We start from the raw sequence: 20690 nt of genomic DNA, 5'->3' as shown, positions 1-20690 counted from the left end.
CCATCTTCCCAGCGGCGCGCATCGCCCGGGCAAGACCCGGCGATCGGCCGCCGCCGATCCGGCCGTCAGCCGGTCACCTGGAAGGTCGGCACGATGCGGTCGTACAGTGCGACCTTCGCCGTCTCCTCCTGGTCCGTCGGCACCGTCACGCCGACCACCCACAGGCTGGTGCCCTGCCGGATCACGTTCGCGTAGGTCGTGCGGCTCACGGATCCCGTCGTGGAACGGTCGATCGTCCGGTACATCATCGTCACGCCGTCCTGCTCGGCCAGCTTCGCCTCGTACACCAGCGTGAACCCGGCGTTGGACCGGCTCCGCCCGAGGGCGCTGACGTAGTCGGTGACGCTGTTCGCCGGGAAGTACTTCGGGAAGTGGTTCACCGCGAGCATCTGCGATCCGTCCGCCGACACGAACTGCACCAGGGTGGACGGCGGCAGGTCGTCCCCGGCCTGCGAACTCGTGAACCGCGTCCAGTCGACCGGCACGTCCACGGTGAACGCCCCGCCCGGGGCGCCCTTCACGTTCGACGCCTCACCCGTCCGCCGCTCGAACACCGTCGGCTGCGGGGCCGAGGGCTCGACCGTCTGCTCCTTCGACGGCGGCACCACCGGCTGCGCCCCGATCACCCGCGCCGCCACGAACCCACCGAACGCGGCGGTCAGGAACACCACGATCGACACCGCGACCAGCACCACGGTCGCCCGCACGCTGCGGCCACCCGGCCCGGAGGCGGCCACCGGCCGGGCGGGAGCGGGGTCCGCGGTCAGCGTGCCACCCGATGGTGCCGCGCCGAACGGCAACGGACCCGGGTCCGGCGCCAGCTCACCGGTGCCGGAGGGCCCGGCGAACGGCAGCGGACCGGGGTCGGCCGCCAGCTCGCCCTCCGCCAGGCCCTCGGCCAGCCGGCTCGCCGAGATCTCCCGCGTGTCGGTCGCCGCCTCGCGCTGACCACTGGCCGCGGCGAACATCTCCGGCCCGAACAGCACCCGCGGCGCCTTCTCCAGGATCGGGTACAACTCCCGCCGCACCTGCGCGAGCGGCATCCGGTCCCGCGGCTCCTTCGCCATCAACGCGCTGATCAACGGCGCCAGCGGGCCGGGCGAGGGCCGTGGCACGTCGCCCTTGACGACCCTCCCGATCGTCTCCAGCGGATCTCCGTCCGCGTCGTAGGGCGGGTGGCCCTCCACGGCGCAGAACAGCGTCGCGCCCAGCCCCCACAGGTCCGCGGCCGGTGTCACCGCCCGTCCGGAAGCCACCTCCGGGGCGATGTAGGCCGGCGAACCCAGCGTCATGCCGGTGCGGGTCATCGAGGCGTCCGAGACGTTGCGGGCGATGCCGAAGTCGGTGAGCTTGATCCGCCCGTCCTCCGCCACCAGCACGTTGCCCGGCTTGACGTCACGGTGCGTGATCCCGGCGTTGTGCGCGGCGCCCAGTGCGGCGGCGACCGCGTCGCCGACCGCGGCGGCCTGCTCGACCGACAGCGGACCGTGGTCGCGGATCAGCTCCGCCAGGCTGTGCGAGGGCAGCAGCTCCATCACCACGAACGGCTCGCCGTCCTGACGGGCGACGTCGTGCAGGGTGATCACGTTCGGGTGGGACAACACGGCGATGGCGCGCGCCTCGCGCAGCGTCCGCTCCCGCAGCTCATCGGCCTGGCCCGCGGTGACCCCGGGCGGCAGCAGGATCTCCTTCACCGCGACCGGCCGGTGCAGGAACTCGTCGTAGGCCGACCAGACGGTGCCCATCGAGCCGGAACCCAGAACGGAGCGCAACCGGTACCGCCCGGCCACCACTCTGGTCTCCTCGCTCGCCACGTCATCATTCTTGCGGATGCGCGCTGCGTGATCGCGGCTACTGCCCGGCCGCGAGCAGAGTCACAATCGTGCCCCTTGCCCGCGCCCTACCATCAGAGCTATGACTCAGGCTGGGACAACGGCGCCCACCCCGGATTCGCCGGACGAGCTCGCCCTCGCCGCCGAGTTCACGGCTCCGCGGCGGGCCGACTGGCAACGCCTCGTCGCGGGGGTGCTGACGAAGAGCGGTGTGCTGCCCGAGGACTTCGACGGCACCCCGGAAAGCCTCCTGACCAGCAAGACCTACGACGGCATCGAGATCCAGCCGCTCTACACCGCGGACGACATGGCGCCGCCTGCCGGCTTCCCCGGGCTGCCCCCGCACGTGCGGGGCGCGCGGCCGGAGGGCCACGTCGGCACCGGCTGGGACGTGCGGGTGCTGCACGGCGGCGCGGACCCGGCCGAGGCCAACAAGGCCATCCTCGCGGACCTGGAGAACGGCGCTACCTCGGTGTGGCTGCGCGTCGGTGGTGACGCTCTGCCACCGGACGCGCTCGCCGACGCGCTCAACGAGGTCTACCTGGACCTCGCGCCGATCGTCCTGGATCCCGGCGCGGACTACGAGGCCGCCGCGGACGCCCTCCTGAGCTTGTTCGCCGACAAGAACGTCCCGGACAGCGAGGTCACCGGCACGATCGGCGCGGACCCGATCGCGCTGCGCGCCCGCACCGGCCGCCCGCACGACATCGCGCCGGCCGCCGCGCTGGCCGCGCGCCTGGCCGGCAAGCACCCGAAGCTGCGCACACTCGTGGTCAACGCGCTGCCGTACCACGAGGCGGGCGGATCCGACACCCAGGAGCTCGGCGCCGCGATCGCAGCCGGGGTCGCGTACCTGCGCGCCCTCACCGATGCCGGGCTGAGCGTCGACGCGGCCGCCGACCAGCTGGAGTTCCGGTTCGCCGCGACCGCGGACCAGTTCCTCACGGTCGCCAAGCTGCGGGCCGCCCGCCGCCTCTGGGCACGGGTCTGCGAGGTGGCCGGGGCCGGTGCCGGGCGCGGCATGCGGCAGCACGCCGTCACCTCGCCCGCGATGTTCACCCGTCGCGACCCGTGGGTGAACATGCTGCGCACCACGGTCGCCTGCTTCGCGGCGGGGGTCGGTGGCGCGGACGCGGTGACCGTGCTGCCGTTCGACTTCGCGATCGGCCTGCCCGACGCGTTCTCCCGCCGGATCGCCCGCAACACCCAGTCGATCCTGCTGGAGGAGTCCAAGCTCTCCGGCGTGATCGACCCGGCGGGCGGCTCCTGGTACGTCGAGAACCTGACCGACGCGCTCGCCAACGCGGCGTGGCGCGAGTTCACCGGGATCGAGCGCGAGGGCGGCATCGAGGCGGTGCTGGACTCGGGCGCACTGGCGGCGCGGCTGGCGCAGACGTGGGAAAAGCGGCAGCAGCACTTGGCGACCCGCAAGGACCCGATCACCGGCGTCAGCGAGTTCCCGGACCTGTACGAGAAGCCCGTCGAGCGCACGCCGGCGCCGTCCGTGGTGGACGACGGCGGCCTGCCGCGCGTGCGGTACGCGCAGGCGTACGAGGCGCTGCGCGACCGCTCCGACGCCCACCTCGCGGAAACCGGGGAGCGGCCGAAGGTCTTCCTCGCCACACTCGGACCGGTCGCCGCGCACACCGCCCGCGCCACCTTCGCCGCGAACCTCCTGCAGGCCGGCGGCATCGAGCCGGTCAACCCCGGCGCGGTGGCGGACACCGAGAAGCTGGTTGCCGCGTTCCGCGACAGCGGTGCGAAAGTCGCGTGCCTGTGCGGCACCGACAAGCTCTACGCCGAACACGCCACGGACACCGCGAAGCGGCTCACCGAAGCCGGCGCCCGCCGGGTGATCCTCGCCGGCAAGCCGGAGTACCCGGGCGTCGACACGTACGTCCACGCGGGCTGCGACGCACTCGCCGCCCTGACCGGCCTCCTCGACACGCTGGGAGTGAAGTGATGGCCATCCCGGACTTCGCAGACGTCGAGCTCGGCATCCCGGACCCGGGCAGCCAGACCGACTGGGCCGAGGCGCTGCACTCGAGCACCGGCAAGGGGCCGGACGCCCTCACCTGGGAGACCCCCGAGGGCATCGGCATCAAGCCGCTCTACACCGCCGAGGACACCGCCGACCTGGACTTCCTGCACACCTACCCGGGAGTCGCGCCGTTCCTGCGCGGCCCGTACCCGACGATGTACGTGAACCAGCCGTGGACGATCCGGCAGTACGCCGGGTTCTCCACGGCCGCCGAGTCCAACGCCTTCTACCGCCGCAACCTCGCCGCCGGTCAGAAGGGCCTGTCGGTGGCTTTCGACCTGGCCACCCACCGCGGCTACGACTCCGACCACCCGCGGGTGGCGGGTGACGTGGGCATGGCGGGGGTCGCGATCGACTCGATCTACGACATGCGCCAGCTCTTCGACGGCATCCCGCTGGACAAGATGAGCGTGTCGATGACCATGAACGGCGCGGTGCTGCCCGTCATGGCGCTCTACATCGTGGCGGCCGAGGAGCAGGGTGTGCGGCCCGAGCAGCTGGCCGGGACCATCCAGAACGACATCCTCAAGGAGTTCATGGTCCGCAACACCTACATCTACCCGCCGCAGCCGTCAATGCGGATCATCTCCGACATCTTCGGCTACACCTCGCAGCGGATGCCGCGGTTCAACTCGATCTCCATCTCCGGCTACCACATGCAGGAGGCCGGGGCGACCGCCGACCTGGAGCTGGCCTACACGCTGGCCGACGGCGTCGAATACATCCGGGCCGGGCTGGACGCCGGCCTCGAGGTCGACAAGTTCGCGCCGCGCCTGTCCTTCTTCTGGGCGATCGGCATGAACTTCTTCATGGAGGTCGCCAAGATGCGGGCGGCCCGGCTGCTGTGGGCCAAGCTGGTGAAGCAGTTCTCGCCGAAATCCGAGAAATCGCTCTCGCTGCGCACCCACAGCCAGACGAGCGGCTGGTCGCTGACCGCGCAGGACGTGTTCAACAACGTCATCCGCACCTGCGTGGAGGCGATGGCCGCGACCCAGGGGCACACGCAGTCGCTGCACACCAACGCCCTCGACGAGGCGCTGGCCCTGCCCACCGACTTCTCCGCGCGCATCGCCCGCAACACCCAGCTGCTGCTGCAGCAGGAGTCCGGCACCACCCGCGTGATCGACCCGTGGGGCGGCAGCGCGTTCGTCGAGCGGCTGACCTACGACCTCGCGCGCAAGGCGTGGGGCCACATCAGCGAGGTCGAGTCGGCGGGCGGCATGGCCCGCGCGATCGACGCCGGCATCCCGAAGATGCGCATCGAGGAGGCCGCGGCCCGCACCCAGGCGCGGATCGACTCCGGCCGCCAGCCGGTGATCGGCGTCAACAAGTACCGGGTGGTCGACGACCAGCAGATCGAGGTGCTCAAGGTCGACAACGCCGGGGTGCGCGCCCAGCAGCTGGAAAAGCTCAGGAGGCTGCGCGAGGAACGCGACGAGAACGCCACGCAGGACGCGCTGCGACGGCTCACCGCCGCGGCCGGGGGCGAGGGCAACCTGCTGGAGCTGGCCGTGGACGCCGCCCGCGCGAAGGCGACCGTCGGGGAGATCTCCGACGCGCTGGAGAAGGTGTGGGGCCGCCACTCCGGGCAGATTCGTACGATCTCCGGCGTGTACCGCGACGAGGTCGGGAAATCCGAGAACGTGGACAAGGCACGCGCGCGGGTCGAGGCGTTCGCCGAGGCCGAGGGGCGCCGTCCGCGCATCCTCGTCGCCAAGATGGGCCAGGACGGGCACGACCGCGGCCAGAAGGTGATCGCCACCGCGTTCGCCGACCTCGGCTTCGATGTCGACGTCGGCCCGCTGTTCTCCACACCGGCCGAGGTCGCCCGCCAGGCGATCGAGGCGGACGTGCACGTCGTCGGGGTGTCGTCGCTGGCCGCCGGGCACCTGTCGCTGGTGCCGGCGCTGCGTGCGGAGCTGGCCCAGCTCGGCCGCGAAGACATCATGATCGTGTGCGGCGGGGTCATCCCGCCGCAGGACTACGACGAGCTGCGCGCGGCCGGCGCGTCGGCGATCTTCGGGCCGGGCACGGTCATCGCGGACGCCGCGCTGGACCTGCTCGACCAGCTCGAGCAGCGGGAGACCTGAGCCGTTGCCGCGCAAGATCGACGTCGGTGCCTACGCCAAGGGCGTGCTCGCGGGTGACCGCGGCACGTTGTCCCGGGCGATCACACTGGTCGAGTCCCACCGGCCGGACCACCGGCAACAAGCCCAGGAGCTGCTGGTCGAGCTGCTCCCGCACGCCGGTGGCGCGCGGCGGGTCGGGATCACCGGCGTGCCCGGGGTCGGCAAGTCGACCTTCATCGACCAGCTCGGCACCGACCTGACCGAGGCCGGTCACCGGGTCGCGGTGCTGGCGGTGGACCCGTCGTCGACGCGAACCGGCGGCAGCATCCTCGGCGACAAGACCCGGATGGCGAGACTGGCGAACGACCCGGCCGCGTTCATCCGGCCGTCCCCGACCTCCGGCACGCTCGGCGGCGTCGCGCGCGCGACCCGCGAGACGATCGTGCTGATGGAGGCCGCCGGGTACGACGTGGTGCTGGTCGAGACCGTCGGCGTCGGGCAGTCCGAGGTGACCGTCGCCAACATGGTCGACTGCTTCCTGTTCCTCACCCTGGCGCGCACCGGCGACCAGCTGCAGGGCATCAAGAAGGGCGTACTGGAGCTGGCCGACGTGATCGCGGTGAACAAGGCCGACGGTGACCACGAACGCGACGCCAAACGTGCCGCGCGGGAGCTCGCCGGTGCCCTGCGGATGATCTACGGACCGGACGCCGCGTGGACACCACCGGTGCTGACCTGCAGCGGGCTCAACGACATCGGACTCGACGTCGTGTGGCAGCAGATCGAGCGCCACCGGGAAGCGCTGTCCGGATCGGGGGAACTGGACCGCAAGCGCAAGCAGCAGCAGGTCGACTGGACCTGGGCGATGGTCCGTGAACAGCTCCAGGCGCGGCTCGCCGAACACCCCGGCGTGCGCGCCCTGGTCCCGCAGGTCGAAGAGGACGTCCGGGAAGGACGGCTCACCGCGACCCTGGGTGCGCAGAAGATCCTGGACGCCTTCACCTCGTGAGTCCGTGAGTCTGCTTGTTGACCGGTAACCGACCAGGCACACTGGGCTCCATGGTCAAGGTGCGTGCGCTGCTGGCGGGTCTGATGCTGTCGACGCTCGTGGTGCTCGCCGCGCCCGCCGCGCCCGCGCTGGCCGCACCGGTCACCACGCACGTCGCTGCCGCGGCGGTGGTGCCGCAACAGGCGACCGATCCGGGGCCGCGGATCGACCCGGAGCAGACCAGCAAGGCCAACCAGCAGAAGACGAAGAACAAGATCATCGTCGGCGTGCTCGCCGCGGTGCTCGCGTTGATCGTCCTCTGGGGACGCAGCGTCCGGAAGAAGAAGCGGAAGGCCGCCGGCTGAGCCGTTCGGCCGGTGTTCGGTTACGCCGTATTTCGTAGTGCCGTTCAACGCAGATCCACTACCGGCCGTCGCGCAGAGTGAGATCTGGTTCGAAGATCGCTCCAGGCATGGTGCAGGATTGCGTCAAATGGGTTACGTAGTTCTCGGTGTGCATGGAGGTGCGGCGTGACCGTGCTGGACTCCCGCCCGGAGGTTCCCGGTGATCACGGCGGTCGCCCTACCTCGTTCGAGGCGCCGGACGCGCTGATCACGTCCGACGGCGTCAGCATGGCTCCCGTGACCGATCTCGGTGCGGGGCGCGGCCCCTTCTGGCTGGACGAATGGCTCGAACGCGGCGGAACCGACCTCGTCGCGTGGCGTCGCCACATCCACGCCAATCCCGAGCTGGCGCGCCACGAGTTCGCGACCACGGAGCTGATCGTCGGCATCCTGCGCTCGGCCGGGCTGTCCCCGCAGGTCCTGCCGGGCGGCACCGGCGTGGTGTGCGACATCGGCACCGGTGACCGCTGCGTCGCCCTCCGCGCCGACATCGACGCGCTGCCGCTCACCGAGGCGACCGGCCTGCCGTACTCGTCTACCGTGGAGGGCGCTGCGCACGCGTGCGGGCACGACGCGCACACCGCGATCCTGCTCGGCGTTGCGAACGCCCTCGCGTCGGCGCCCGAACTGCCCGGCCGAGTCCGGCTGATCTTCCAGCCCGCCGAGGAGGTCATGCCCGGCGGCGCGCTCGACGTGATCGACGCCGGTGGGCTCGACGGCGTCGACCGGATCTTCGGGCTGCACTGCGACCCGCGCGTCGAGGTCGGCAAGATCGGCACCCGCAACGGCGCGCTGACCTCGGCCGCCGACCTCATCGAGCTGCGGCTGACCTCGCCCGGCGGCCACACCTCCCGGCCGCACCTGACCGCCGACCTGGTCCACGCGCTCGGCGTGGTGATCACCTCGCTGCCGTCGCTGCTGTCCCGGCGCGTCGACCCGCGGTCCGGCACCGTGCTGGTGTGGGGCGCGGTGCACGCCGGGCAGGCCGCCAACGCCGTCCCGGAGGAGGGCGTGCTGCGCGGCACCCTTCGGACGGCCGAGCACGAGGTGTGGAAGCAGCTGGAGCCGCTCGTCGCCTCGTCGGTGCAGTCGCTGCTGGCGCCCACCGGGGTCGGGTTCGAGCTGGACTACCGCCGCGGCGTGCCGCCGGTCGTCGGCGACGCGGACAGCACCGCGCTGCTGCGCGCCGGGATCGGGGCCGCGCTCGGCGACCGCGCGGTGACCGGCACCGAACAGTCGTCCGGCGGCGAGGACTTCGCGTGGTACCTGGAGCACGTGCCCGGCGCCTTCTGCCGGCTGGGCGTGTGGTCCGGCGAAGGCGAACAGCGCGACCTGCACCGCCCCACCTTCGAACTGGACGAACGCGCCCTGCACGTCGGCGTCCGGGTCCTGGTCCACACCGCACTGGCCGCCCTGGCCTAACCCGTTCCCGGCGCCGTGTTTGCCCCTCCGGACGCCGTGTTCGCCCCCCCGGGCAGCGTGTTGGCCGCCCAGCGCGCCGTGTTGGCCGCGCCGGTCGCGGACGCGCTGCCCGGAGTTATCCACATGTCGTTGAGTTGTCCACAGATTGCACGGACGGTCACTACACGTCGTTGAACGGGTGCAGCCTGTCTCCATGTTCGGGATACCTGACACGGAGCACGGCGCGGCGCGCCGTAGCGACCTGATCGCCGCTCTCGGCGAGCGCACCCTCCGCGGAGCGGTGCGGGACAAGGTGCTCATCCACCTGTGGCGCGGCGTGATCATCGATGGGCGACGCGTACTGGACCCCCTGACCCGCGCGGCCGCGGCCGTGCTGGCCGCCGGCCCCGAGGCGGTGCTCTCGCGCCACACGGCCGCGTGGCTGCACGGATGCACCGCGGCGCAGTCCAACCACACGCACGTGACCGTGCCCTATTCCGTGTGGGTGCGGTCGAAGGCGGGCTTGGTGGTGCACCACGACCGCTTCGACAGAGGCGATGTCGTCGAGCTGCACGGCTTGCCGGTGTTCGCGCTCGAGCTGGTCCTCGCGGACCTCCTCTGCGTCGAGGAAAGGTGGAAGGCGCTCGCGTGCCTCGACCAGGCATTGAACGAGCAGCCGCCGCACGAGGTCGCGGACTTCCGGAAGGAGGTCGACCGGCGACTGATGGAGCGCGACGACCGGCGGGGGATCCGGAACGCCGAGGCACTGCTCGCATTGGGAACGACGGGAGCCGAGTCACCCCAGGAGAGCCGGCTGCGGCTGATCATCATCGACGCCGGATTTCCCATCCCGGTGACGCAGCACCCAATCATCACTCTTCAGGGTGAGTTGCTCTACCGGTTGGACCTGGCCTGGCCCGAGTTGCGGATCGGGGTGGAGTACGACGGATACGAAGCGCACGAGGGCCGGGAAACCCAGGACGCCGCACGAGACGCCCGGCTGAGCAGCAGGGGCTGGTGCATCATCCGCGTCCGGAAGGGTGACCTCGCTGATCCAGCCCGGTTCCTGACCGAGTTGCGTGAGGCGTTCCGCGGCCGCGGCTACCAGGTCGAGCCGTGAACGGCGAACACGGCGCCCGGAGCGGTGAACATGCTGCCCGGAGCGGCCGACACGGTGCCGGGAGCGGCGAACGCGGCGCCGGGAGCGGCGAACGCGGCGCCCGGTGTGGTGAACACGGTGCCGGGAGCGGCCAACACGCTGCCCGGAGTGGCCAACACGGCGCCCGGTGTGGGGAACACCGCGCCCGGAGCGGCCGACACGGCGCCGGGAGCGGCGAACACGGCGCCGGGGGTGGTGAACACGGCGCCCGGAGCGGCCGACACGGCGCCCAGAGCGGCCAACACGCTGCCCGGAACGGTGAACACGGTGCCGGGAGCGGCCAACACGACCGGGGTGGGGGTCAGGATGTGATGCCGCGGCAGGGGCGGGTGCGGAGGTCGTCCACGTAGTCGGTGGGGGCGCCGGCCGCTTCAGCGGCGTCGGCAAGTACGCCCAGGTACCGCGCGGACGGCAGGCCGCCCTCGTAGGCGTCCAGGACGTACAGCCAGGCGAGCGCGGAGCCGTCCATGGTCTGGACCCGCAGCCGGATCTTGTTGTGCATGCCGAGCTCGCCGCCCTCCCAGCGGTCGAGCAGCGCCTCGTCGAGCGGCGTCACGTCGTACAGCACCACGAAAACCCGCGAGCCCGGGTCTTCGACGATGGTCGCGAGAGCGCCTTCCCAGCCGAGGTCCTCGCCCCCGAAGGTCAGCCGCCAGCCCTCCAGCCAGCCGGTGCCGGCCATGGGCGAATGCGGCGCTCGCTCCATCATCTGATTCGGATCCATGTTGGACCCGTAGGCGGCATACAACGGCACGCGCACAGCCTAGCTGCCCGTCTCTCACCCAACCGGACGCACTCCGGGTGTCGCCGCCTAAGGTTGTGGGCGAGGTGCGCGTAAGGAGGAGGAGAGCCACGTGACCAGGATCGTGATCATGGGCGGCGGACCGGCGGGTTACGAGGCGGCGCTGGTGGCCGCGCAGCACGGCGCCGACGTCACGATCGTCGAGAAGGACGGCCTCGGCGGCGCCTGCGTGCTCTACGACTGCGTCCCGTCGAAGACGTTCATCGCGTCCTCCGGTGCCCGCGCGAACATGCACGGCCTCGGTGAGCTGGGGATCATCACCGACATGGCCGACACCGCCGTCGATCTGCGGACCGTGCACGGCCGGGTCAAGGGCCTGGCGCTCGCCCAGTCCGCCGACATCCGCGCCCGCGTGCAACGCGAAGGTGTGAAGATCCTCACCGGTGCCGGCCGCTTCGACGACGACGAGCCGGGCCTGGCCACCCACAAGGTCCGCGTCACCAAGGACACCGGTGACGTCGACGTGCTCGATGCCGACGTCGTCCTCATCGCCACCGGCGCCACTCCGCGGGTGCTGCCCGGGGCGGTGCCCGACGGCGAGCGCATCCTCGACTGGCGCCAGCTGTACGACCTGCCGGAGCTGCCCGAGCACCTGGTGGTGGTCGGGTCCGGGGTCACCGGCGCCGAGTTCGCCTCCGCGTACACCGAGATGGGCGTCAAGGTCACGCTCGTCTCCAGCCGCGACCGCGTCCTGCCGCACGAGGACGCCGACGCCGCCGCCGTGCTCGAGGAGGTGTTCGCCCAGCGCGGTAACACCGTGGTCAAGCACGCGCGCGCCGAGCGCGTCGAGCGGACCGAGAAGGGTGTCGAGGTCCACCTGCAGGACGGCCGGGTGATCGAGGCCAGCCACGCGCTGATGACCGTCGGGTCGGTGCCCAACACCCAGGACATCGGCCTGGAGAAGGTCGGTATCGAGCCGGGGCCCGGCGGTTTCATCACGGTCGACCGCGTGTCCCGCACGACCGTTCCGGGGATCTACGCGGCGGGTGACTGCACGGGCGTGCTGATGCTCGCGTCGGTGGCGAGCATGCAGGGCCGCATCGCGATGTGGCACGCGCTCGGCGAGGGGGTCGCGCCGATCAAGCTCAAGACGGTCGCCGCGAACGTGTTCACCCACCCGGAGATCGCGACCGTGGGCATCAGCCAGAGCGCGATCGACTCGGGTGAGGTGCCGGCCCGCACGATCATGCTGCCGCTCGCCACGAACGCGCGGGCCAAGATGGAGGGTCTGCGGCGCGGGTTCGTGAAGCTGTTCTGCCGCCCGGCGACCGGGGTGATCGTCGGCGGCGTGGTCGTCGCGCCGACCGCGAGCGAGCTGATCCTGCCGATCGCGCTGGCGGTGCAGAACCAGCTGACGGTGGACCACCTGGCGCTCACGTTCGCGGTGTACCCGTCGCTGTCCGGCTCGATCACCGAGGCCGCCCGGCAGCTCATGCGTCACGACGACCTGGACTGACGTCCCGCCGTCCCCGGCCGGTCTGGTGTGGACGGCGTGTTTCCCTTGCGCATCAAGGGAAACACGCCGCTCGATCACTCCACCCAGTCGAAGGTCTTCGTCACCGCCTTCTTCCAGTTGTGGTACTGCGTCTCGCGGTGCTGGGCGTCCATCGAGGGCGTCCATTCCTTGTCCTGGGCCCAGTTGTTGCGGATGTCGTCCTCACTCGCCCAGAACCCGGTCGCCAGGCCGGCCGCGTACGCGGCGCCGAGCGCCGTCGTCTCGGCCACGACCGGGCGGATCACCGGCACGTCCAGGATGTCCGCCTGGAACTGCATCAGCAGCTCGTTCACGACCATCCCGCCGTCGACCTTCAGCGACTTCAACGGCACGCCCGAATCGGCGTTCATGGCCTCGATCACCTCGCGCGTCTGGAACGCCGTGGCCTCCAGCACCGCGCGGGCGATGTGTCCCTTGTTCACGTACCGCGTCAGCCCGGCGATCACGCCCCGCGCGTCCGACCGCCAGTACGGTGCGAACAGTCCGGAGAACGCCGGCACGAAATACGCCCCGCCGTTGTCCTCGACCGAGCGGGCCAGCTCCTCGATTTCGGCCGCGTTGCTGATCATGCCGAGGTTGTCGCGCAACCACTGCACCAGCGAACCGGTGACCGCGATGGCACCCTCCAGTGCGTAGACCGTGTCGTTCGACCCGATCTTGTAGCAGACCGTGGTGAGGAGGCCGTTCTCCGACATCACCTTGTCCGTGCCGGTGTTCAGCAGCACGAAGTTGCCGGTGCCGTAGGTGTTCTTCGCCTCGCCGGGGGACAGGCACGCCTGCCCGAAGGTCGCCGCCTGCTGGTCGCCGAGGATCCCGGCGATCGGCACACCGGACAGCACACCGCGCGGCCGGACCTTGCCGTACTCCTCGGACGACGAGCGGATCTCCGGCAGCATCGACATCGGGATGCCCATGTCGGCGGCGTTGTCGGCGTCCCAGCTCAACGTGTCCAGGTCCATCAGCAGGGTGCGCGAGGCGTTCGTCGGGTCGGTGATGTGCACCCCGCCCTCCGGACCGCCGGTCATGTTCCACACCACCCAGGTGTCCATGTTGCCGAACACCAGGTCGCCGGCTTCCGCCCGCTCCCGCGCGCCCTCGACGTTGTCCAGGATCCACTTGACCTTCGGACCCGAGAAGTACGTCGCCAGCGGCAGACCGGTCTTCGGGCGGTACCGCTCCTGGCCGCCGCCGAGCTCGCCCAGCTCGTCGACGATCCGGTCGGTGCGGGTGTCCTGCCAGACGATGGCGTTGTAGACCGGCTTGCCCGTCTTCCGGTCCCACACCAGCGTCGTTTCGCGCTGGTTCGTGACACCGACGGCGGCGATGTCACTCGCCTGCAGGTCGGCTTTCGCGAGCGCGCCCGCGGTGACCGCGCGCGTGTTCTCCCAGATCTCCTCGGCGTTGTGCTCGACCCACCCGGCCTGCGGGAAGATCTGTTCGTGCTCGCGCTGGTCGACGGCGACCACCCGCCCCGAGTGGTCGAAGATCATCGCCCGGGTGGACGTGGTGCCCTGGTCGATTGCGGCGACGTATGAGGGCATGGGTTTCCTCCGAGTGGGTTGCCTGCGGTGGGTGCTATTCGGATCTTTGCGCCTGGGCGGACCGCGCACGGTCCGCGTCGGACAGCGCCTCCCCCTCGGCCCTGGTGCCGTCGCCGGCCCCGTCCGCCGACCCGGGGACCCGCCCCGGTTCCGGCGTCGGCTCGGCTCCCGGTGCCGGCCGGACCGCCAGCACGGTGCCGATGAAGAAGTCGTAGATCAGCACGCCGACCACACCGCCGACGAGCGGACCGACTATCGGTATCCACCAGTACCCGCTGAACCAGTCCCCGTTCCCCGGAAACGCCTTGGACCCCCATCCGCCGGCCAGGGCCAGCAGCCGCGGCCCGAGGTCACGAGCCGGGTTGATCGCGTACCCGGCGTTCGTGCCGTAGGTCAGACCGATCGCCACCACGATGAGACCCACGACGAACGGCGCCAGGTTCGCCGCGGGCGCCTGGTTCCGCGAGTCGATGATCGCGGCGAGGATGGCGACGAGGATCGCCGTGCCCACGATCTGGTCCACCAGCGGCCCCCACACGCCGTTGCCGAAGTACTTCGCCGGGAAGGTCGCGAAGATCGAGAACGTCGCCAGCGACCCCGGACGGTCCGTCGGCGGGTTCTGCGCGGCGAGGAACGCGTCGATCGCGTTGTGGTAAACGCCCAGCACGACGGCGGCACCGGCGAACGCGCCGACGACCTGCGCGACCCAGTACGGCAGCACCTTCGCCCACGGGAACTTGCGGCGGATCGCGAAGGCCAGGGTCACCGCCGGGTTGATGTGGGCACCGCTGACCCCGCCGGCCACGTAGACGGCGAGCGTCACCGCGAGGCCCCAGCCCCAGGCGATGATGAGCCAGTTGGCGGGTCCGAAGTCGCCGGTCTGGCGGCCCGAGCCGGGCAGGCCCGCCACCGCCACGGCGACGGAGCCGCAGCCCAGGATGATGAGGATCGCGGTACCGAGGAACTCGGCGAGCAGTTCACCCGCCGTGGTCTGCCGGAGTCTCGTCCAAGGACGAGACGTGCGGTCGGCCATGACACACCTCCCTGTGCGAGACGACATTGCCTCGAAGGTCACATGGTGCGCCGGTTACGCGGACCGGACAAGCGCTTGCGGAGGGAAGACGTGCGCAAACGTGTCATGCTGGAGGCGTGGACGGACGTCGTGAGGGAGGAGCCGGAGTGACTGAGGCGAAGCTGGGGCCGGAGGCGAGGGAGGAGACCTGGCGGCGGCTCGGTGCGGAGACGTTCGACCTCGTGGTGATCGGCGGGGGCGTGGTCGGCGCCGGAACCGCCCTCGACGCGGCCACCCGCGGCCTGCGGGTCGCCCTGGTGGAGGCCCGTGACCTGGCGTCCGGCACGTCGAGCCGGTCCAGCAAGCTGTTCCACGGCGGGCTGCGGTACCTCGAACAGCTGGAGTTCGGTCTGGTCCGCGAAGCCCTGCGCGAACGCGAGCTGATGCTCACCCGCATCGCGCCCCACCTGGTGAAGCCGGTCAGCTTCCTGTACCCGCTGCGGCACCGCGTGTGGGAGCGCCCGTACACCGCGGCCGGCCTGTTCCTCTACGACACGATGGGCGGCGCGCGGTCGGTCCCGGGGCAGAAGCACCTCACCCGGGCGGGTGCGCTCCGCCTCGTTCCCGCACTCAAACGGGACGCCCTGATCGGGGGAATCCGCTACTACGACTCGCAGGCCGACGACGCCCGGCACACCATGACCGTCGCCCGCACCGCCGCCCACTACGGCGCCGTGGTGCGGACGAGCACGCAGGTCGTCGGATTCCTGCGGGAGGCCGACCGGATCTCCGGGGTGCGGGTGCGTGACGTCGAGGACGGGCGCGAGACCGAGGTCCACGCCAACGCGGTCATCAACTGCACCGGGGTGTGGACCGACGAGCTGCAGCGGCTGTCCGGCAGCCGCGGCCGGTTCCGGGTGCGCGCCAGCAAGGGTGTGCACATCGTGGTGCCGCGCGACCGCATCGTGTCCGAGTCCGGGCTGATCCTGCGGACCGAGAAGTCCGTGCTGTTCGTGATCCCCTGGCGCAACCACTGGATCGTGGGTACCACCGACACCGACTGGAACCTCGACCTCGCGCACCCGGCGGCCACGAAGAACGACATCGACTACATCCTCGAGCACGTCAACGAGGTCCTCGCGACACCGCTCACGCACGACGACATCGAGGGCGTCTACGCCGGGCTGCGCCCGTTGCTGGCCGGGGAGAGCGAGGAAACCTCGAAGCTGTCACGGGAGCACGCGGTGGCGCGGGTGGCGCCGGGCCTGGTCGCGATCGCGGGCGGCAAGTACACCACCTACCGGGTGATGGCGGCCGATGCGGTGGACGCGGCCGCGCCCGACCTGCCGGGACGGCTGCAACCCTCCATCACCGACAAGGTGCCGCTGCTCGGCGCCGACGGCTACCACGCGCTGGTCAACCAGGCCGACCACCTGGCCACCCAGCACGGCCTGCACCCGTACCGCGTCCGGCACCTGCTCGACCGGTACGGCTCGCTGGTGCACGAGGTGCTGGCGCTGGGCGACGACCGGCCCGAGCTGCTGCGCCCGATCGAGCACGCGCCGGACTACCTCGGGGTCGAGGCCGTGTATGCCGCCAGCCACGAGGGCGCGCTGCACCTGGAGGACATCCTCGCCCGGCGCACGCGCATCTCCATCGAGTACCCGCACCGCGGCGTGGACTGCGCCGAGGCGGTGGCGCGCATGGTGGCGGACACGCTGGGCTGGTCCGAGGACACGATCCGGCACGAGGTCGAGGTGTACACCGCACGGGTGGCGGCGGAGCGGGATTCGCAGTCCCAGCCCAGCGACGAGGCGGCCGACGAGCGGCGCTCCAGCGCGCCCGAGGCGCGGGCACGGCTGACGGCTCCGGTGGGCTGACCGGCTGGCGGGTGGTGGTGCCGACCGGGCGCCACCACCCGCTCGCTCAGGCTTCGCCGACGAGGTTGGCCGCCGCGAAGCTGCCGGTGCCCGCGGTGCGTTCGTGCAGCACCACGGTGTCACCGGCCAGCAGCGCCTTGCACGCCAGGCGGTTGCCGATCGGGTGAGACAGGGGCGCTATCAGCAGCACCCGCTGCGGGCCGTCGGGGTGGGGCTGCGTCGAGCGGGCCATGTCCTCGTACACGTCCCGGTAGCAGACCAGGTTCGTGCCGTCACCGGAGAACATCGTCTCGATCGCGCGCGGCAACGGGGCGTCCTCGTTCCGGCGCGGGCCGCGGGCGACGCGCGAGGTCACCGGCGGGCCCTGCGGATCCGTCGTCAGCACGTGGTCCACTTCGAGCAGCTCCACCAGATCGGTGCGCGCACCGTCCACATGCACCACCCGAGCGCCGAGCAACTGGGAAGCGAACTGCAGAAGAATTGTTTCCGGCGCATTTTCTCCGGTAATGGCGACGAGCTGCCCGGGCGCGATCCCCTCCGATTTCAGGGTCGCATGCAGCCGCCGCAATGTGTCGAAGGTCTCCCGATACGTCGTCGACCGGCTACGATGGGCAAAAGCGACCTGGTCGCCGCCATCTAACAGCACGTCGAGGATGCGGGTCAGAAAGACGCTGGACTCGCCCACGGTCCCCCCGTTCAGCGCTGAATCGGAATCTCAATCCAGATCACCACAAGGTCACCGAGGTGCGCGAGGATTTGTGTCGGCCAGCACAAGAGGACTGGGCCACACCCGCCTATTGGCGGCGCGCCACCAGCCTGAGGGCCTGGCCGCGGCTCCCGGGCGCCGGCCTTGTCCCGTGAGCGCCAACCCACCGCCTGGAGCGGCGAACACGCCGCCCGAAACGGCCAACACCCTGCCGGGAGTGGCCAACACGGCGCCCGGGGTGGCGAACACGCCGCCGGGGTGGCGAACACGCCGCCGGGGGTGGCGAACACGCCGCCGGGGGTGGCGAACACGCCGCCGGGAGCGGCCAACACGGCGCCCGGAGTGGCGAACACGCCGCCGCGAGTGGCGAACGCGGCGCCCGGTGTGGTGAACACGGCGCCGGGAGCGGCGAACGCGGCGCCCGGTGTGGTGAACACGGCGCCGGGAGTGGCGAACACGGCGCCGCGAGTGGCCAACACGCTGCCGGGGGTGGCGAACACGGCGCGGCGCTGTGTTTGCTGCTTGTGGCGCTGTGTTTGCTGCTTCGCGGGTGCCGGGGTCTTAGCGGCGCCAGGTCAGGGCCGCTCCGGCGACCACCGGGATCAGGAAGACCAGCCACATCCCCCGTGTCAGCACGAACAACGCCACGGCCGCGACGATCAGCAGCGGGAGAAGACCCATCCCGAGCTTGCGCGCGGGCGGGGGAGCCGGGACCGGCTCGACGTCGAGCACACGCGGCCGCGGCGCGGGCAGGTCGGTGAACAGCGGCACCAGGTCCGCCCGGGTCCGGGCGGCCGCCACCTTCGCCGACCGGATGCCGAACTCGTCGATGTCCAGCCGGCCGGTGCGGACGTGCTCGGACAGGGCGTCCATCGCCTCCGTCCGTTCGGCGTCGGACAGCCGCAGATCCGGCCGGTCCGTCATCGCCGGTCCCACCGGTCCCGGCGGTAGCTGCGCCGGTCGTAGGCGGCCTGCCGGTCCCGTTCCCAGTCCTTGCCCCAGAACGCGCTGCCGGCGGCGGTGAACACGAACGGCAGGGCGAACCACCACCAGCCGCCGACGACGAAGAACAACACGACCGCCGCCACCCACAGGAACGGCACGGCGGCGGCCGCCACCCGCTGCGGCAGCGGCCGGTCGGACCACTGCACTGGCTGGTCCGGCTTCGTCACGACGGGAGCGACGGGAGCCGCCGCCGACTGCACCGGGGTTTCGAACACCGGGTGCGGTTCGGGCAGGTCGGCGAACAGCCCGGCGAGGTCCCGCCGCGTGCGGGCGGCGGTGACCTTCGCCGAACGGTCGCCGTACTCGTCGAGGTCGAGACGCCCGGCGCTCAGGTGCTCGCCGAGCGCCTTCAGCGCGGACTCCCGGTCGTGGTCCCCGATGCGCAGATCGGGTGAGGGAACCTCGGTCACACCGCCAGGTTAGTCCTTGATTTCGAGCAGGGAAGCGCCTTGCGTCACGGCGGTGCCCACCTCGACGGAAAGTCCGGTGACCGTGCCCGACTTGTGGGCAGTGACCGGGTTTTCCATCTTCATCGCCTCGAGCACGACGAGCAGTTCGCCCGCCTCGACCTGCTGGCCGTCCTCGACCGCGATCTTGACGATGGTGCCCTGCATCGGCGCCGTCACGGCGTCGCCGCTGACCGCCGACTTCGTGCCGCCGCCCCGCTTGCGCGGCTTGCCCTTGGCGCCGCCGTTGCCCTTGCCGCCACCGCCACCGCTGAGCGCGAGGTCGCCCGGCAGCGAGACCTCCAGCCGGCGGCCGCCGACCTCGACGACCACCGTCTGCCGCGGCTCGGCCTCGTCCTCGGCCTCCGCCGCCGCGGTGAACGGCTCGATCTGGTTGTCGAACTCGGTTTCGATCCACCGGGTGTGCACGGAGAACCCGTCCTCGTCGCCGACGAACGCCGGGTCGCGCACGACGACGCGGTGGAACGGCAGAACCGTCGCCATGCCCTCGACGACCATCTCGTCCAGCGCGCGGCGGCTGCGCTCCAGCGCGTTCTGCCGGTCGGTGCCGGTGACGATGACCTTGGCGAGCATCGAGTCGAACTGGCCGCCGATGACGCTGCCGGTGACCACGCCGGAGTCGACCCGCACACCCGGGCCCTCGGGGAAGACCAGTTTGGTGACGGTGCCCGGCGCCGGCAGGAAGTTGCGGCCGGCGTCCTCACCGTTGATGCGGAACTCGATCGAGTGGCCGCGCGGGGTGGGGTCCTCGGTGAACCGCAGCTTCTCGCCCTGGGCGATGCGGAACATCTCGCGCACCAGGTCGACGCCCGCGGTCTCCTCCGACACCGGGTGCTCGACCTGCAGACGGGTGTTGACCTCCAGGAACGAGATGGTGCCGTCCACGCCGACCAGGTATTCGACGGTGCCGGCGCCGGAGTAGCCGGCCTCGCGGCAGATCGCCTTGGCCGACTCGTGGATGGTGCGGCGCTGCTCGTCGTTCAGGAACGGCGCGGGCGCCTCCTCGACGAGCTTCTGGTGACGGCGCTGGAGCGAGCAGTCACGGGTGCCGACGACCACCACGTTGCCGTGCAGGTCGGCCAGCACCTGGGCCTCGACGTGCCGCGGCTTGTCCAGGTAGCGCTCGACGAAGCACTCGCCCCGGCCGAACGCGGCGACCGCCTCACGGGTGGCCGACTCGAACAGCTCCGGGATCTCCTCCTTGGTGCGCGCGACCTTCAGGCCGCGGCCGCCACCGCCGAAGGCGGCCTTGATGGCGACCGGCAGGCCGTGCTCCTCGGCGAAGGCGACGATTTCGTCCGCGTTCGCCACGGGGTCCTTGGTGCCCGGGACCAGAGGGGCACCGGCCTTGAGCGCGATGTGCCGCGCCGTGACCTTGTCACCGAGGTCGCGGATGGCCTGCGGGCTCGGCCCGATCCAGGTCAGGCCCGCGTCGATGACCGCCTGCGCGAAGTCGGCGTTCTCGGAGAGGAAGCCGTAGCCGGGGTGGACGGAGTCGGCGCCGGACCGCTTCGCGACGTCGATGAGCTTGTCGATGACCAGGTAGCTCTCGGCGGCTGTGGTGCCGCCGAGGGCGAACGCCTCGTCCGCGAGCTGGACGTGCGGCGCATCCCGGTCGGGATCGGCGTAGACCGCGACACTCGCGAGCCCGGCGTCCTTGGCCGCTCTGATGACGCGGACCGCGATTTCGCCCCGGTTGGCGACGAGGATCTTCGTCACCGGTCCGCCCTGGGTCGCGCTGGCCTGCTCGGGCACGCCAATACCTCCATCTGGTCCTTCACGCAATCCCCCCGGAGCGTCGCGCGGCGCTTCCGCGGGCCTTTCCCGGAGTTTACGGCGGCGTAGTCCGGCTGCGGTGAGACCCGGCTCACGCTTACCCTGAAGGGGA

Annotated in this window: 17 protein-coding genes; 8 read left to right on the top strand and 9 right to left on the bottom strand. The window is 71.3% G+C overall.

Going from position 1 to position 20690, the window contains the following annotated elements; translation table 11 throughout:
* Positions 1-65 precede the first annotated feature (65 nt).
* Positions 66-1793 (bottom strand): serine/threonine-protein kinase, encoded by a 1728-nt coding sequence (locus FHX46_RS25245; protein WP_167121666.1) that lies wholly within the window; start codon positions 1791-1793, stop codon positions 66-68.
* Between the two features lie 121 nt (positions 1794-1914).
* Between FHX46_RS25245 and FHX46_RS25240 the strand changes: the two genes are divergently transcribed.
* From FHX46_RS25240 to FHX46_RS25215, 6 genes are all read left to right on the top strand, one after another.
* The gene (locus FHX46_RS25240; protein WP_167119804.1) at positions 1915-3795 is read left to right on the top strand and encodes a methylmalonyl-CoA mutase family protein; all 1881 of its coding nucleotides are present in this window, start codon (positions 1915-1917) and stop codon (positions 3793-3795) included.
* Positions 3795-5963: a methylmalonyl-CoA mutase gene (gene scpA, locus FHX46_RS25235; RefSeq protein WP_167119801.1), complete on the top strand. Its 2169-nt coding sequence runs from the start codon at positions 3795-3797 to the stop codon at positions 5961-5963. The genes FHX46_RS25240 and scpA overlap by 1 nt, the downstream gene beginning before the upstream one ends.
* 4 nt (positions 5964-5967) lie before the next feature.
* On the top strand, positions 5968-6951 hold the full coding sequence (meaB, locus tag FHX46_RS25230) for a methylmalonyl Co-A mutase-associated GTPase MeaB (RefSeq protein WP_167119798.1): 984 nt from the start codon (positions 5968-5970) through the stop codon (positions 6949-6951).
* A gap of 50 nt (positions 6952-7001) precedes the next feature.
* The gene (locus tag FHX46_RS25225; protein ID WP_167119795.1) at positions 7002-7295 is read left to right on the top strand and encodes a hypothetical protein; all 294 of its coding nucleotides are present in this window, start codon (positions 7002-7004) and stop codon (positions 7293-7295) included.
* Between the two features lie 165 nt (positions 7296-7460).
* A complete protein-coding gene (locus FHX46_RS25220) occupies positions 7461-8756 on the top strand; it encodes a M20 family metallopeptidase (protein WP_167119792.1) in 1296 nt (431 codons plus the stop codon).
* 145 nt (positions 8757-8901) lie between these two features.
* A complete protein-coding gene (locus tag FHX46_RS25215; protein WP_243871339.1) occupies positions 8902-9855 on the top strand; it encodes a DUF559 domain-containing protein in 954 nt (317 codons plus the stop codon).
* On the opposite strand, the gene FHX46_RS25210 is transcribed toward FHX46_RS25215, so the two are convergent.
* Together FHX46_RS25210 and FHX46_RS25205 are read right to left on the bottom strand one after the other, a co-directional pair.
* Positions 9837-10139, bottom strand: coding sequence for a hypothetical protein (locus FHX46_RS25210; protein WP_167119789.1), 303 nt, complete (start codon positions 10137-10139; stop codon positions 9837-9839). The genes FHX46_RS25215 and FHX46_RS25210 overlap by 19 nt on opposite strands.
* Positions 10140-10195: 56 nt before the next feature.
* The gene (locus tag FHX46_RS25205; protein ID WP_081617741.1) at positions 10196-10648 is read right to left on the bottom strand and encodes a gamma-glutamylcyclotransferase; all 453 of its coding nucleotides are present in this window, start codon (positions 10646-10648) and stop codon (positions 10196-10198) included.
* Positions 10649-10748: 100 nt separating this feature from the next.
* Between FHX46_RS25205 and FHX46_RS25200 the strand changes: the two genes are divergently transcribed.
* Positions 10749-12152: an NAD(P)H-quinone dehydrogenase gene (locus FHX46_RS25200; RefSeq protein ID WP_167119786.1), complete on the top strand. Its 1404-nt coding sequence runs from the start codon at positions 10749-10751 to the stop codon at positions 12150-12152.
* Positions 12153-12226: 74 nt separating this feature from the next.
* Here FHX46_RS25200 and glpK read toward each other — a convergent pair whose 3' ends face one another.
* Complete coding sequence (glpK, locus tag FHX46_RS25195) at positions 12227-13732, bottom strand: glycerol kinase GlpK (protein WP_167119782.1); 1506 nt, start codon at positions 13730-13732, stop codon at positions 12227-12229.
* 34 nt (positions 13733-13766) lie between these two features.
* Positions 13767-14765, bottom strand: coding sequence for an MIP/aquaporin family protein (locus FHX46_RS25190; RefSeq protein WP_167119779.1), 999 nt, complete (start codon positions 14763-14765; stop codon positions 13767-13769).
* 146 nt (positions 14766-14911) lie between these two features.
* Between FHX46_RS25190 and FHX46_RS25185 the strand changes: the two genes are divergently transcribed.
* A complete protein-coding gene (locus FHX46_RS25185; protein WP_167119775.1) occupies positions 14912-16624 on the top strand; it encodes a glycerol-3-phosphate dehydrogenase/oxidase in 1713 nt (570 codons plus the stop codon).
* Positions 16625-16670: 46 nt separating this feature from the next.
* Here FHX46_RS25185 and FHX46_RS25180 read toward each other — a convergent pair whose 3' ends face one another.
* The 4 genes from FHX46_RS25180 to FHX46_RS25165 form a co-directional block, all read right to left on the bottom strand.
* Positions 16671-17309, bottom strand: a complete 639-nt coding sequence (locus tag FHX46_RS25180) for an AMP-binding protein (protein WP_208400277.1) — start codon at positions 17307-17309, stop codon at positions 16671-16673.
* Positions 17310-17891: 582 nt separating this feature from the next.
* A complete protein-coding gene (locus FHX46_RS25175; protein ID WP_167119772.1) occupies positions 17892-18254 on the bottom strand; it encodes a DUF1707 SHOCT-like domain-containing protein in 363 nt (120 codons plus the stop codon).
* Positions 18251-18745 carry a DUF1707 SHOCT-like domain-containing protein gene (locus FHX46_RS25170; RefSeq protein ID WP_167119769.1) on the bottom strand — a complete coding sequence of 165 codons (495 nt, stop codon included), beginning with the start codon at positions 18743-18745 and terminating at the stop codon, positions 18251-18253. The genes FHX46_RS25175 and FHX46_RS25170 overlap by 4 nt, the downstream gene beginning before the upstream one ends.
* A gap of 9 nt (positions 18746-18754) precedes the next feature.
* Positions 18755-20557 carry an acetyl/propionyl/methylcrotonyl-CoA carboxylase subunit alpha gene (locus tag FHX46_RS25165; RefSeq protein WP_167119766.1) on the bottom strand — a complete coding sequence of 601 codons (1803 nt, stop codon included), beginning with the start codon at positions 20555-20557 and terminating at the stop codon, positions 18755-18757.
* Positions 20558-20690: the final 133 nt, after the last annotated feature.

Source organism: Amycolatopsis viridis (assembly GCF_011758765.1).
Classification (GTDB): Bacteria; Actinomycetota; Actinomycetes; order Mycobacteriales; family Pseudonocardiaceae; genus Amycolatopsis_E; species Amycolatopsis_E viridis.
The sequence above is the reverse complement of the archived record's forward strand: the minus strand, read 5'-3'. Positions and strand labels throughout refer to the sequence as shown.